Below are 15,052 nucleotides of genomic sequence, written 5' to 3' on the forward strand. Positions count from 1 at the left end.
TTTCTCATGGAATGGTATCCAAAAATTATATTGATGAACATCATCTTGAACAGGACTACAGGATCGACTCTATTGGTTCCTCTATTTGAATATAGCGGATCACAGATATCATAGATAAAACTCCAGTCTACATATCTATCAAGTTTTCTTACCAGGTGGTCCTCTGGGACCAGGTCATCAAGCAATGCACAGATCATGTACTGTTGCTTCTGTTCAGTCTTATTCTTAGCCATGCCACATCAGCTCCTTCATGCATATATTATACCATATATGAAGTATCATCTTGATATTTCTATTCTCCATACAAAAAAAGACTGTCCACAATCATTTGATTGTCAACAGTCTGTAGGTCCTTCGGACCTATTTTTCTTCTGCAATAAAAAAGACAAACCACTAGGATTTGCCTTCAAGCACCTGCTAAATGATTTCTTCATCAGCTAAGATGCGTTTAATTTCTTTAATAGCCCTTTCTTCATCAGGCCCTTCTGCTACAATTTCTACAGCTGCCTTATTAGGAATTCCCAATGACATCACACCCATCATTGATTTTAAATTTACTGTGCGATTACCGTATGTCAAAGAGAGATTACTTGTAAAGCTAGAAACATTATTGACAATATTGTTGATTGGTGTTGCATAAAGACCGTTAGGATTATTAACTGTGAAAGAATACTTTTCCATAATTTCCCCTCCTTTGTATTCGCTTACATTATATCATATTTTACTATAATATTGTATTAAAGGTTATACAAAAAGGTGATAAACAAGCTATTTTACAGGTACACAATGTTTATCGTTGATTTCTTTCACTTTGTTGACACGACGACGATACTTCTCTTCCATGAGTGGTTCTGTTGTCAGCCAAGTCTTGACAATTTCACTAGCCATCATATCACCAATAATCTTTGCCCCAATGCAAAGAACATTTGAATCAGTATGTTCTCTAGCTAGCTTCGCACAAAATGGATCCTGGCAAACAGCGGCATAGATGCCATAAATCTTATTTGCAATTAGCGCACTGCCATAGCCCACGCCATCAACAAAAATACCGCGATCACATTCACCTTTAGCTACTGCTAGCGCTGCTGGATAAACATAATCAGAAAGATCGCAGGATGTATCATCATAAGTTCCAAAATCAACAACTTCATACCCCTCTGATTCTAAATATGCCTTGATTTCATTTTTCATGCGTGTTCCCGCATGATCATTAGCCATTGCTATTTTCATATTATCATCCCCTTCATATCTATTTTATCCATCTCATATTTTTGGAGCAATCTTTGATTGATTTCTTGATAAAAAAAGCGAGCACTCTAAGAGTGCTCCTTGCTTATTATTTAGGTACAACAATATTAACAATCTTGTTAGGTACAACAATGATTTTCTTAATTTCTTTACCTTCAGTAAACTTCTTGACGTTTTCTTCTGCTAAAGCTATTTCTTTTACCTTTTCCTGATCTTCGTCTTTCGCAACAGTAATCTTAGCTCTCAGCTTGCCATTAACCTGTACAGCCATTTCTACTTCCGCAACAACAAGCTTGCTTGGATCATATGTAGGCCATTTAGCATAAGAAATACCTTCATCATGTCCAAGTTTCTGCCACATTTCTTCACCTACGTGAGGGGCAATACAGCTTAGCATCTGGACTAAGCCTTCAGCATAGCCTTTATATAATGTCTTTGCTTTATAAGCTTCGTTAACAAAAATCATCATCTGTGAAATTGCTGTATTGAAGGCAAGTGCTTCATAATCTTCGGTAACCTTCTTCACTGTAGCATTGTAGATATAGTCTAATTCACCATCATTTTCATTGACAACCTTATCGCTCTCCACAATCAAACGGTATACACGATCCAGCCAGCGACGGCTACCTTCAACGCCAGTTTCGCTCCAAGGCTTGCTTGCATCAAGAGGACCCATAAACATTTCATAGAGTCTTAATGTATCAGCTCCATATGCTTCCACAATTTCATCAGGATTGATAACATTGCCACGAGACTTTGACATCTTGACCCCATTAGGTCCAAGAATCATACCCTGATGGAATAATTTCTGGAATGGTTCTGGTGAGCTAACAACACCAATATCATATAAGAACTTATGCCAGAATCTTGCATATAATAAGTGCAATACGGCATGTTCAGCACCACCAATATATAAATCAACTGGCAACCAATGATCAAGAAGACGCTTTTCACCAATCTCATCATTATTATGTGGATCAATATAGCGAATATAATACCAGCAGCTGCCTGCCCATTGAGGCATTGTATTGGTTTCACGAACACCCTTGACACCATCAATCTCCACATTTAACCAATCAGTAACACGTGCTAATGGTGATTCTCCTTCTTCTGAAGGCATATAGTTATCTGTTGCAGGTAATTCAAGTGGTAAATCCTGTTCATTAACGGCACGTAATGTACCATCACTCATATGGATAATAGGAATTGGTTCACCCCAGTATCTTTGACGAGAGAATAACCAGTCTCTAAGCTTATAAGTAATTTTCTTTTCACCACAATGATGTTCTTCAAGCCATTTGATCATCGTATCAATAGCTTCCTGCTTACCCATACCATTTAAGAAGTCAGAATTGATATGCTTGCCATCACCAGTGAAAGCTTCTTTTTCAATATCACCACCTTCTAGAACAGGGATGATAGGTAAGTCAAATTTCTTTGCGAATTCATAGTCTCTTGTATCATGGGCTGGAACGGCCATGATTGCACCAGTACCATAAGTAATTAAAACATAGTCTGAAATCCAGATAGGAATCTTCTTACCATTAATTGGATTAATTGCATAAGCCCCTGTAAAGACACCTGTTTTATCTTTATTTAAGTCCGTACGCTGTAAATCACTCTTTGTCGCAATTTCTTTCTTATAGGCAGCAACAGCCTCTTTTTGTTCTGGTGTTGTGATTTCATCAACAAATGGATGTTCTGGTGCCATTACGCAATAAGTTGCACCAAATAATGTATCGCATCTTGTTGTGAACACTGTAAATTCTTTATTTGTGCCATCGATTTTGAAAACAACATCAGCACCAACAGATTTACCAATCCAGTTACGCTGCATTTCTTTTGTCGATTCTGGCCAGTCAATATCATCTAGACCATCAAGAAGCTTTTCAGCATAATCTGTAATCTTTAAGACCCACTGTCTCATCATCTTACGATAAACAGGGAAGCCGCCACGTTCACTCTTGCCATCAATAACTTCTTCATTCGCAAGTACAGTGCCTAAGCCAGGACACCAGTTTACAGGCATTTCTGAGATATAGGCAAGTCCAGCATCATACATTTTCTTGAAAATCCATTGTGTCCATTTATAGTAATCCGGATCACATGTACGAATTTCACGATCCCAGTCATATGAGAAACCTAAGCTCTTAATCTGACGTCTAAAGTTATCAATATTTTTATAAGTAAATTCTGCAGGATGATGACCTGTTTTAATAGCAAACTGCTCAGCTGGCAAACCAAAGGCATCAAATCCCATTGGATGAAGGACATTAAAGCCTTGCATACGTTTATAACGGCTGACAATATCCGTAGCTGTATAACCTTCAGGATGACCTACATGAAGTCCCTGTCCACTTGGATATGGGAACATATCAAGGGTATAGTATTTAGGTTTCGAGAAGTCATTCGTATCTGTTTTGAATGTTTTGTTTTCTTCCCAGTACTTTTGCCATTTTGGTTCAATCTGTTTGTGATCAAAAGACATAAATTCAATTCCTCCTATAAATAAAAAAGTCCTCAGAATCTAAGGACGACTAGCGCGGTACCACCTTAGTTCATGAAGACAAAATTCATGCTCTTAGCCTCTTAACGCGAGTAAACGACTTAAGCTTATCACCTAAGCATCTTACAGGTGAGTTCACAGTTATCCATTACTCATTTCCACCAGCCATGAGTTCTCTATAAATGGCATACCCATTACTATTCCTGATCATCGATTTATACACGTATCTTAGCACATAAAGCCATCTAACGCAAACACTTTAAAAAATCCATCCCTAACGTTTTAAAACATCAGCTACATTCAAATGACTGATACGAAGAAAAGATGCCAAAGCAGAAATGATAACGAGTATAAATGCACCAGCAAGCGTAACAGATACTAACATGAAAGGGATGGATATATAAAAGGAGGACGCAAAGAGCTTTGGCAACACAATTTTATTCAAGATCGTAACGAAGCCATAGAGGAGATTAACGCTTACAACTCCACCAACCACTACAACAATGATGATGCTATAGAATAACTGTTTAAAAAGCTGAAAGCGTCTAGCCCCATAGGCACATTCAATGGCATAATCCTTAACATGACTTTCTACAAACAAATACATAATTTCCCCAATCATAAAGCATGATGACAATATCGCAATCAGTGCAAAAAGGAAAAGGATAAACTCAATCTTATCAATAGTCTTATTCATGTTCTGTTTTGTTTTTTCACCGACAATCTTAAATTGTATGGATGGATATTGCTTTTCCAATTCTTTCATCACTTTCTTATGATTTCCTTTGTAATAAAGGATGCCAAGCGTGCACTTTATGTTATCTGAAAACAAGCTCTTGAGATGCTTAATATTCGCCTGATCATTTTGATAAAAGGCATCATAGCTTAAACGCTCCATGATGATACCAGCGATTTTCACTTCCACACCTTTCACAAGATTGCGATACTTATAATAAATATAAAAATGCTTACCAATTAATTGATGGACACTATCATTACCAGCTAGCTTTCTTGCCGTATTATAAGGCAGGATGATTTCATCATCGGAACTAATAAGATGACCATAATTTACTTTATTGGTATAACCTGTTTCATCATTAATAAAAAGTGTTTCATTTTTTAAATAGTGTTCCCCATTTTCTGATAATCCCAGCAATTCAATATCATCAACATAATAGAAAACATGGGGGATGTTATCTTGTTTAGTAATCTTTGTTGCCTTAGCACTTTTGAAGCTGATTGTGCTTTTAGGCAACATACTATCAATATAATCGAGAATTGCATAGCGTAAGGAAAATGAAAGCGTGAAAACAAGCATGATGGATACGAGAGCAAGACTTAAATAAAAGCACATCTGGAAAAAGCGCTTTTTATAACATTTAAGTGCTAGCACTGATAAACGAAAAATCGCAAAGGGATGAAAATGGCGTTTAATCGGATGATGTTGATGTGGCTGCTGATGACATGTCATTGTGTTGGTGATTTCACCATCTTCCATGTGATAAATATAATCACTATATTCGTCAACAAGATGTCGATCATGGGAAACAAAGATCACTAAGGCATTGTAAGAAATCTCTTTGAGGGCATTCATGACCAATGCTTTATTTTGTGCATCTAGGGATGCTGTAGGCTCATCACAAAGAATAATATCAGGTTCAGGATATAAGGCACGTAATATGGCAACACGCTGTCTCTGCCCTAGCGAGAGCTTTGTGACTGGCACCTTTTGAAAGCCTTCCATCATCTTGTTGTTGTAATCCGGGAATTTGGTTTTATGAAAGTCATCATAGAGATGGATATTATGAAGATTGCTTAGGTAATGAATGAGGTGATAGCTTTGAAAGATCATCGTTACCCGCAGGACGCCTGGAAGAGATTTTACTTCTTTACCATCAAGCATGATCTTTCCCTGATAGTCATGATCAATCCCACCTATAATATTCAGTAAAGTACTCTTGCCACATCCTGAAGGACCTACTATGCTGACAAATCCATGAGCAGGAAAAGTCATATTGACATCTGTAAGAGCACTCTGGCTAAGATAGCGTTTATTTATATTTGATAGAGTAATCATCAGTCTTCCTCCCGCAATATATCAACAATTTCATTTTTCTTCACATATCTTATGCCCCTCGCATCCATAATTCCCACTAATAAAATATAGATGAAAGCAACAGCCAGATAGAAATCACCATTATAGAAAATAACGAATGGTGTAAACTGAAAATGATATGTCTTAATAAAATCTGTCATCGTATGAATATATTCTCTTATCCCATAACAACATAAATAACTCATCAAAATGATCAACATGCCAATAATCATACCTTCCTCAAAGAAGCGGATAATCAGCTGTCTAAATTCCATTCCTAAAGTCATTAAAATAGCATTTTCTAGCTTTCGAGCTAGGGCAATTGACTGGAAGACAATTTTCATCAACGAGAGTGATGTAAATAGGCTAATAACGATAAAAAGACTTCCAACAAGTTTTCCCATTCTGACAAGTTCCTCATAGTTTTCCTTTTCTTGCAAGACATCGTTTGTAACAACATATTGTGAATCCTTAGGAAGATTTACCTTACCTTCTACTTCATAGAGGCTGCTTGATAAATACTCTTGATGCTGATTCGTGAATTGATCTGGCAAATAAAAAGTGGGATGACGAAAGAAATACTCCTGTACAACGCCAACCACTTGCAAAGAAATGGCTTTATCAAGCATATAAGTGACATTTTTCTTCTTCAGCTTGCTTTCAAGCGATGAACTGATTAGACATTCATTTTCTTTTTCTGGCATTCGTCCACTTTTAAGAACAATATGGCGATGATTTTCAGGCAATACATCTATCATCGTCTCAGGAAATTGTGAAATTGTTCCATATTCACCCTGGAAGTGTGGACGTATATGAGAGCCAGTTAATCTAAAATCTTCCTGATCCTTTCTTGAAACAAGATAAACATTTTTTAAGGGTGCATGTTCAACACTTTGATTAATGGCGAAATTTAAACCATGAAGCCCCTCCACCATAAATAAAAGACAGGACAGCAGGATAATTTGAAAACATATCAAAGATATCAATCTTTTCGCTCTAAACCTCACTTCCTTGATGGCATAGGGTAATAAGGAATAATGTTTCTTTTTTCTTTCAGGGATGATTTCATAATGAGCTTCATGTGTTGTGCCCTTAAGCCGTCCATTTTCTAAAATCACAATTTCATCACAATATGTTTTAAGAAGATCCTCATCATGAGAAACAATTAAGACAAGTGCCTGACTACTGGCCTTTTTTAGCATCTGCATAACCTCATGCCCTGCTTCTTGATGTAAAGCACCGGTTGGTTCATCACAAAGAATGACATCTGATGCCTTCAATAAAGAACGGGCAATACTGACGCGTTTTCTTTGCCCAACTGATAAAGCGCTAGGATACTTTTTTAAGCAACGCTTGATATCTAGCTGATAGACAATGCCAGGCAATTTCTCAAGCCCACTTAAATTGGCAATCTTGCAACCTATTTCAATATTATCTTCGACATTCAAGGAGGCAATCATATCATTGTTTTGTCGGATGAATGTGACATGTTTCGCAAGAAAGTCTTGATCAAGAGGCACATTATTGAAATATATTTCTCCCTGATCAGGCTTTAATAAGCCTGATAGGATATAAAGCAAGGTTGTTTTCCCACAGCCACTAGCTCCAACAATGCCAATAAAGCCAATGGATGGAAATATATAGGACTGATCAATCAGGATATCTTTCTCAAAACGTTGTGAGACATGACGCATTTCAAGCATAATTATTCCCCTTTCTATGTTATAATGCCCCAAGTGAGGTGATTAATTTGAATAATCCATTTCCCTATTCATTCGATAACAAGCGTTATCATACATATAATTATTTCTTAAAAACGAGATATCATAAGAAGATTGCAAAAGTAGCTTTGAATGCCGACTTTACTTGCCCTAACCGCGATGGCAAAGTTGGTGTAGGGGGCTGTCTTTTTTGCAGTGAGAGTGGTTCAGGTGATTTTGCCGGTAATGTAAACGATTCTTTAACAATGCAGTTTGATAAGCAAGCACAGATGATGCTACACAAATGGCCTGAGGCAAGCTTTATCGCCTATTTCCAGGCCTTTACGAATACATATGCACCTGTAGCTGTGCTAAAAAGTCGTTTTGAGCCATTTGTCGACAAAGAAAATGTTGTTGGCATAGCCATTGCAACAAGAGCAGACTGTATCACCGAAGAAATTGCTAGCTACTTAGAAGACCTCAATACGCGTACAGATGTCTATATTGAACTCGGCTTACAGACTATCCATGACGAAAGTGCCAAACGTGTTAATCGTGGTGAAGACTTTGCGACATTCAAGAAAGGTCTAGCCATTTTACGCCAGCATCATCTTGAAGTATGCGTCCATATCATCAATGGATTACCTTATGAAAGCGAAGAAATGATGCTTGAAACGGCCAAAGCTGTTGGACAGCTCAATATTCAGGCATTAAAGATTCACTCCCTCTACTTGATGAAGCATGCCCCACTCTACTATCAATATCTCAAAGAGCCATTTCCAATAATGAGCAGGGATGCTTATATTCATTTAGTTGTAAAACAGCTTGAATATATTCCTGCCAATATTGTCATCGAGCGTTTAACTGGTGATGCTCCCGGTGATGACCTCTATGAGCCGCAATGGTCACGTAATAAGACAACCATTCTCAATGACATTGACAAGCTCATGAAAGCTCATGATATTATTCAAGGAGACAAGTTATAACCCTCTTATCTATTTATTCGTAAAAAAAATAGAAATTTCTCACTTAATTTTCATATTTTTTTCAAATTGCCCTATTTAGGGCTTTTTTATGATATTTTTTGAAAATACAAGTACAGACATACAAAAAAATGCTGGCCTTTCTGCCAGCATTATGATCACATTATAAATAATGAAAAGCAGGTATGCAACTGCATACCTACTGTAAAGCTTCGTCCAATACTTTCTTAGCATTAAATGTCTTAAAGTCATCATCACTAATTAATAATACAGGTGTACCTGGATCTGCTAAATCTTCAAATCTTGATAATGAGCTTCTTAATTGTGGTGTAACAAGAATGACATCGGCAGACTGTGCTGAATATTCAGCATCAAATTCTGCTGTTGCCCAGATTGTAACTTCAATATTACGCTTCTGAGCCTCATCTTTTAATGCTGCAGCAAACATATTAGAAGTCACACCAGCCTTACAGCATAATAAAATTCTTTTCATATACAAATCTCCTTTCAAATACTTATCTTGATAACTCTATTCTAACAAACATCACTACAATTGTTAAAGAAAACGCATACATTTCAAAAAAAGAGAGGATGCTTCATGCACCCTCTCTATAAAATATCATTATTCAGTTTCAAGTAAGCCATAACCGCCATGGAGACGTTTATATACAACGGATACTTTATTTGTTTCTGTATCTAAATAAACAAAGAAATTATGTCCAGAAAGCTCCATTTCAAGAATTGCTTCTTCAAGATCCATTGGTTTAGGATTAATTGTCTTTGTTTTAACAACTTCATCCATTTCTTCTTCTTCAAGATTCTCTAATTCCGCAAAATTAAATGAAAGCTTATTATTATCCTTTGTTTTTCTACTTAATCTTGTTTTCTGTTTTCTGATTTGTCTTTCAAGCTTATCGATAATTAAATCGATTGCATCATACAAATCTTCATTAGTTTCTTCAGCACGAAGTAAAACTAATTTTGTTGGAATTGTCACCTCGATTTTTTGTCCATATGGGTAAGTTCTTACTAATACACTTGCATTAAGATCTTCACCCTCTAAAAAGTACTTATCAAGTTTTGAAAGCTTCTTTTCGACCTTTTCCTTAATACCATCAGTAATGTCGATGTTCTTTCCTCTAATTGTGACCTTCATAAGTATACCTCCTTTACTAACTCCATTATACTATAAGCCTATTTAATTGGAAATAAGAAACGCATCTTGAAAAATAACTCGTTAAAATAATGATGAATTCATGCTGATAAAATAGAAAAAATATTTTTCATAAAGAAAGACTTAAACAACAATATCTCTCTTAAAAGCAAGCCAGGCATCTCTATGACGAACATAATAGAGCGGACAAAGCTTACCGGTGACATCATAATGACGAATGACGTCATCCCTGCTTAAATGATATGTCTGACATAGACCACTCACTAACTTAACGAGTGATTGATATGTTGCATCGGTAAATTTTCCCGATTGATCTAAATGACAGCATTCAATAGAGATCGTATCTTTATTGCGCTGATTGCTAGCATAAGCAATCTCATTAAGGGGGATAATCTGCATAATGGACCCATCAGTCCCAATGACGAAGTGAGCAGAAGCATGAGTCTTATGATTATCCTTTAGGCTTTCAAAATAGTCTTTGTTATTTTTGGGAGTTGAGCCAGGATTAGCTGTATAATGGACAACAATGCCTTTCACCTGTCTTAGCGGAATTTGTGGCCTTGAATAGGGATTAACACTGAGGTATTCATGCGTAATTGTGCGATCAGGTAAACTGTAGCCTTCTGTATCATTCTGAGGTGAACGATGCTTTTGTCCAATGATAAAAACCACTAAACAAATAACCAAGAAAACAACTATTTTTCTCAATAATGGATGTTTTTTCATATTAATCTTTTAAAGCATCATAATAGCTGCTGACAACATCAGCACTTGCTTTTAAAGCATCTTCTTCTTTAGAATCCAATTTGATCTCAACAATTTCTTTTGCCCCTATCTGATTAATAATTGTTGGAACAGAGAGATAAACATTGTTGATGCCATACTCTCCTTCAAGGAGTACGGATACAGGTAAAATTCTATTTTCATTGAAGAGAATGGATTTAACTACTGCTGCTACACTTGCAGCAATGCCATAGGTTGTAGCACCCTTACGATGGAAGATTTCCCATCCGGCAGCAGTTGTTTTCTTTCTTAGCTTTTCAAATGTTTCATCACGTGTACGCTCTTTATTATCTTTCATGACATCCTCAAGGTTCTTGCCACCAATCGTTGCTGAATGCCAGCTGACAATCTCAGAATCACCATGTTCTCCCATAACGAAGGCTGATACAGATTTACTATCAAGATCATAAAGATTAGAAATTTCTACTGCCAATCTTGCCGTATCCAGTGTTGTTCCTGTGCCAATAACCTGATTCTTAGGTAACCCAGAAAGCTTATAGGCATAATATGTCATAACATCAACTGGATTAGAAATAACCACAATAATACCATTAAAGCCACTTGCCATCACGCTCGTAATGATTGACTTCATAACCTTCTTACTGCCATCAAGCATACTTAAACGGTCATTCGCATTTGGATCCATTGGTACACTTGCCGTAATAATGACGACATCGGCATCTTTACATTCTTCATAGTCACCCGCATGAACATTGATATTACGATTCATGAAATAAATAGAATGCTGCATATCTAACGCTTCACCAAAAGCTTTTTCCTTATTGACATCAATCAGTACAATCTCTTCACATAATCCCTGATTAATAAGTGTATAGGCTGTTGTTGCACCAACATTACCAACACCAATAATAGCTACTTTAGAATTCTTAAAACTCATTTTCATTTCCTCCATTCAAGTATCACTATTATATCACTAATTATCCAATATGGTGAACTACTACAACTTATAGAAGTCGGAGCTTCCTGATTCATTCACCACTGCGTATGCTGCCAAAGCAGCTCAACGTCTTACACGATGTCCACAGGCGTATAAGTTCGGGCTATTCCATCCCTACTGCATATTTAATTTTAGACTGTTTCAGTCAGTATGCGTAATCCTTCGTTCAGGATATTGATGGCTGCGTTATGGTCAGGCTTATCGTGAGTCCGTAATCACATATCATTTTGCGCTTAGATAAATCCCTCATATCGGGATGCAATGTATTGCATCAACTGCAGATTTGTGATGACGGAAACCACTTATCTACCTTTACAAGACACTTATTTCTGTCAGACAGCTTATATTCGAGCATGTTAAGCAACATGCCGTATCCATTATCAAGTGTAGCCTTGCCGTTACCGAAGCTGCGATTTGCCATAGAACGCATATTTAAAGATTCCACACATACAACATCATACTGATTGGCTATCTCAGTAGATATTTTATGCAGGTTATCCAGACGCTGATTAGCAATATGTCTATGAATTATGTTCACTTTACGGAGCTGCTTCATATAGTTATTAGACTTTACTTCATATTTTTTAGAGTCTTGCATACGAGGCAGCTTGCGTTGTGCTTTGACAAGTTTATCATGACTTTCACGGTAATATTTTCGATCAGTACCCACATTGCCATTGCTGTCTACATATAAGCCATCAGAAACGTAATCTAATAGCGTTGGTTTTATCTACGACATAAGTATTTTCTGCGTTATCAAACTCAAAAAGCCCAGAGATATAATACTTGCCATCTGATTCCTGTGATACAGTAGCAGATTTGATAACCCAACTGTCGTCAGGATTACGATGAATAAAAGCTTTCACCTTACCAATTTTAGGCAACTTAATATATTTATCATCTATGATGGCAACAGTGTCTTTCTGATTGTTTGTAGTATGTGCTTTACAGCTATGCTTTGACGACTTGAATTTAGGAAATCCATTTTTCTTTTTCATGGATTTGCTGAAACAATTTCTGAACGCAGACTGTAAGTTAAGCTGTACGTTTGCCAAGGCAAGGCTGTCTACTTCCTTTAAGAACGGATAATCGTTTTTGTATCTTGCGGGCATTACTGATGGAAATTTGCCAGTTGCCTTGTAACCTTCAATCCTTTCGGAAAGCATGAGATTATAGACCTTACGGCAGCAGCCAAGGTCTTTGCAAACATAATAGATTGTTCGGCTGTAGGATATGCTCTGTAATTAATTGCTTTGTTTGCCATCTTTCTTACCCTGCGATTGAAAGTATTGCTTGATAATGTCTACGGTAGCTTTGCCTGTGGTCTACAGACAGAAGCTTTGTGACCAGAACATCTCTTTCCAGAGAGATTTACGTATCTCAGGAAATTCCTTTTTTATGATACGGCTGCTTGCTGATTTGTATGCATTGATAAACTTGCTGATTTCGGTATTAGGTTGCCCTCGAACCAGAATATGTACGTGGTCTACGTCATGATTCCATTCTTCTAGCGTAATGTTATATGCAGGAGCAATCTTTACAAATATCTCTTTTAGTCGATTAGAGATAGTATCATCTATTACTTCATTGCGATATTTAATATACATGATAAGATGATAATGCAGCATGAATACTGAATGATTATTTGTATCTGGTTTCATATTATTTATAAATCTTATAATATATACGACTGATTTATAAATAGACTGTAATAATATTAGTTACAATAGTCAAGAAAACGCCGTGTTTATTGCATGAAATCCCACCGCTTATAGAAGTGGGAAATTTCTTGTTCATGGCGTGTTAAAAAAGGCAAGAAATTATTTCTCGCCTTCCTTATATAACACTGGGTCGTATCCCATCTTGAGTAATTGTTCAAGTATATCTTGAAATGCCTTGAGACGAAGATTAGCATGTGTACACATGATCTGGTAAGGATTTCCTCTAAAGATATCTTCATAGTGAGATAAATGTAAATGATGGGCAAGATAGAATCTTCTACGACGCATCTTGAGCGATTCATAAGGTGTCTTACGATCAACTTTTTCTGTTTCAATAACAAGCTGTCTAGGGGCATAAGTCTCTTTGATCAGCTCAAGTGCTTGACCCCCTAAACCATGTCCACGTTTTGAGGCATCTATCGCGAAATAACCCATATAAGCCACTTCATTGTTAACAGAAATTACGGCATAACCAACCGGCTCACTTGTCTCAATCGCTAAAATGTCTAATAATCCCTCATCCTGTGCTTTGAGAAATTCCTGGATAGAAAATGTTTCTGAAGCGTCAAAAGCCTCATCATTCAACATTTCAAAGAAAGATAAGTCTTCATCTTTTGTAAGTTTTCTTAACTGCATTTTTTACTCCTTTTAAAAAGGCTCCTAAGAGCCTTTTATTAATCTAAATATTTCTTTAAAGTATCAACCTTATCAAGATGTTCCCAAGGTAAATCAACATCACTACGTCCCATATGTCCATAGGCAGCAGTTGCCTTATAAATAGGTCTTCTTAAGTCCAATGTCTTAATAATACCAGCTGGAGTTAAATCAAATTCTTTTCTTACAGCTGATAAAATCACATCTTTAGAAACCTTTCCAGTACCATATGTTTCTACAAAGACACTTGTTGGTTCCTTGACACCAATTGCATAAGAAGCCTGAAGTTCACAGCGATCTGCTAAGTGAGCAGCAACGATATTCTTTGCGATATAACGTAACATATAAGCTGCACTTCTATCAACCTTTGTTGGATCTTTTCCTGAGAAAGCTCCTCCGCCATGTCTAGCGACTCCACCATAAGTATCAACGATAATCTTACGACCAGTTAAGCCAGTATCACCATGAGGACCACCGATGACAAAACGTCCTGTTGGGTTAATCAGTACCTTAAAGTCAGTATTCATGCCATAGTCTAAAGCGACCTTTTTCATGATATTTTCTTTAACAAAAGTCTTAAATTCTTTTTCATTGAAATCAGCATCATGTTGTATAGACATAAGAACTGTATCAATTCTTGGGTTAGCTGCATCTGTATAATCTACAGTAACCTGAGATTTCATATCAGGACGAGCCCATTTGAATTCACCCTTATGTCTAAGTTCACTTGCATAGCGTACCAATTCATGTGCCATATCGATAGTAAGTGGCATATAATTCTTTGTTTCATTGCAGGCATAACCAAACATAATACCTTGGTCACCAGCACCACCTACTTCATTATTTGTACCCATGGCAATATCAGGTGATTGTGTATCCATCACAACCTGAATCTTACAATGATCAGCATCAATACCTAATTCATCCTTAGTATAGCCAATTTCTTTCATTGTCTTTCTTGCGATTGCTTCATAATCTACATTAGCAGTTGTTGTGATTTCACCCCCAATAACAACTAAGTTTGTTGTTGCGAAAGTTTCGCAAGCAACACGTGCATTCGCATCTTCAGCTAAGCATGCATCAAGAATAGCATCTGAGATCTGGTCACAGAGCTTATCAGGATGTCCTTCAGAAACTGATTCTGAAGTAAATAAAACTTTTTCACTCATAACATTTCCTCCATATATTAATAAAAAAAGCTTCCTTAGGAGGAAAGCTTTATGCATTCCT

General features: G+C 36.7%; 15 protein-coding genes, 2 pseudogenes and 1 other annotated feature. Of the genes and pseudogenes, 1 reads left to right on the forward strand and 16 read right to left on the reverse strand.

Features of this window, described 5'->3' with window-relative positions; translation table 11 throughout:
• The 6 genes from T529_RS0104650 to T529_RS0104675 form a co-directional block, all read right to left on the reverse strand.
• On the reverse strand, positions 1–233 hold a 233-nt coding region (locus T529_RS0104650), incomplete at its 3' end, for a transposase (protein ID WP_033162460.1).
• Between the two features lie 184 nt (positions 234–417).
• The gene (locus T529_RS0104655) at positions 418–681 is read right to left on the reverse strand and encodes an HPr family phosphocarrier protein (RefSeq protein WP_033162461.1); all 264 of its coding nucleotides are present in this window, start codon (positions 679–681) and stop codon (positions 418–420) included.
• 87 nt (positions 682–768) lie between these two features.
• Positions 769–1,230, reverse strand: a complete 462-nt coding sequence (locus T529_RS0104660) for an RpiB/LacA/LacB family sugar-phosphate isomerase (protein WP_033162462.1) — start codon at positions 1,228–1,230, stop codon at positions 769–771.
• Positions 1,231–1,336: 106 nt separating this feature from the next.
• Positions 1,337–3,736 (reverse strand): leucine--tRNA ligase, encoded by a 2,400-nt coding sequence (leuS, locus tag T529_RS0104665; protein WP_033162463.1) that lies wholly within the window; start codon positions 3,734–3,736, stop codon positions 1,337–1,339.
• A 38-nt stretch (positions 3,737–3,774) separates the two neighbouring features.
• Positions 3,775–3,974 (reverse strand) — a binding site (T-box leader).
• 54 nt (positions 3,975–4,028) lie between these two features.
• The gene (locus tag T529_RS0104670; protein WP_033162464.1) at positions 4,029–5,831 is read right to left on the reverse strand and encodes an ATP-binding cassette domain-containing protein; all 1,803 of its coding nucleotides are present in this window, start codon (positions 5,829–5,831) and stop codon (positions 4,029–4,031) included.
• Positions 5,831–7,552: an ABC transporter ATP-binding protein/permease gene (locus tag T529_RS0104675; protein ID WP_033162465.1), complete on the reverse strand. Its 1,722-nt coding sequence runs from the start codon at positions 7,550–7,552 to the stop codon at positions 5,831–5,833. The genes T529_RS0104670 and T529_RS0104675 overlap by 1 nt, the downstream gene beginning before the upstream one ends.
• A 41-nt stretch (positions 7,553–7,593) precedes the next feature.
• Between T529_RS0104675 and mnmL the strand changes: the two genes are divergently transcribed.
• Positions 7,594–8,535 carry a tRNA modification radical SAM protein MnmL/YtqA gene (mnmL, locus tag T529_RS0104680; RefSeq protein WP_156032162.1) on the forward strand — a complete coding sequence of 314 codons (942 nt, stop codon included), beginning with the start codon at positions 7,594–7,596 and terminating at the stop codon, positions 8,533–8,535.
• Positions 8,536–8,731: 196 nt separating this feature from the next.
• Here mnmL and T529_RS0104685 read toward each other — a convergent pair whose 3' ends face one another.
• The 10 genes and pseudogenes from T529_RS0104685 to metK all read right to left on the reverse strand — a co-directional run bounded on the left by T529_RS0104685 (position 8,732) and on the right by metK (position 14,991).
• A complete protein-coding gene (locus T529_RS0104685; RefSeq protein WP_033162467.1) occupies positions 8,732–9,025 on the reverse strand; it encodes a PTS sugar transporter subunit IIB in 294 nt (97 codons plus the stop codon).
• A gap of 129 nt (positions 9,026–9,154) precedes the next feature.
• Positions 9,155–9,688 (reverse strand): ribosome hibernation-promoting factor, HPF/YfiA family, encoded by a 534-nt coding sequence (gene hpf / locus T529_RS0104690; RefSeq protein WP_033162468.1) that lies wholly within the window; start codon positions 9,686–9,688, stop codon positions 9,155–9,157.
• A gap of 141 nt (positions 9,689–9,829) precedes the next feature.
• Positions 9,830–10,432, reverse strand: coding sequence for a peptidoglycan recognition protein family protein (locus tag T529_RS0104695; protein WP_033162469.1), 603 nt, complete (start codon positions 10,430–10,432; stop codon positions 9,830–9,832).
• A 1-nt stretch (position 10,433) separates the two neighbouring features.
• Positions 10,434–11,387: an L-lactate dehydrogenase gene (locus tag T529_RS0104700; RefSeq protein WP_033162470.1), complete on the reverse strand. Its 954-nt coding sequence runs from the start codon at positions 11,385–11,387 to the stop codon at positions 10,434–10,436.
• 331 nt (positions 11,388–11,718) lie between these two features.
• On the reverse strand, positions 11,719–12,117 hold the full coding sequence (locus T529_RS13455; protein WP_238560779.1) for an RNA-guided endonuclease InsQ/TnpB family protein: 399 nt from the start codon (positions 12,115–12,117) through the stop codon (positions 11,719–11,721).
• 28 nt (positions 12,118–12,145) lie between these two features.
• Entirely contained in the window at positions 12,146–12,502 is a 357-nt protein-coding gene (locus T529_RS13460) for a hypothetical protein (RefSeq protein WP_238560784.1), read from the reverse strand.
• 129 nt (positions 12,503–12,631) lie between these two features.
• Positions 12,632–12,711: pseudogene (locus T529_RS13730) on the reverse strand (helix-turn-helix domain-containing protein); the annotation flags it as partial.
• Positions 12,692–13,108: pseudogene (gene tnpA / locus T529_RS12300) on the reverse strand (IS200/IS605 family transposase). The pseudogenes tnpA and T529_RS13730, both read right to left, overlap by 20 nt.
• A 159-nt stretch (positions 13,109–13,267) precedes the next feature.
• Positions 13,268–13,804 (reverse strand): GNAT family N-acetyltransferase, encoded by a 537-nt coding sequence (locus tag T529_RS0104715; RefSeq protein ID WP_033162471.1) that lies wholly within the window; start codon positions 13,802–13,804, stop codon positions 13,268–13,270.
• A 38-nt stretch (positions 13,805–13,842) separates the two neighbouring features.
• On the reverse strand, positions 13,843–14,991 hold the full coding sequence (gene metK / locus T529_RS0104720) for a methionine adenosyltransferase (protein WP_033162472.1): 1,149 nt from the start codon (positions 14,989–14,991) through the stop codon (positions 13,843–13,845).
• Positions 14,992–15,052 lie beyond the last annotated feature (61 nt).

Origin of the sequence: Sharpea azabuensis DSM 18934 (assembly GCF_000702165.1) — a bacterium.
GTDB lineage: Bacteria > Bacillota_I > Bacilli_A > Erysipelotrichales > Coprobacillaceae > Sharpea > Sharpea azabuensis.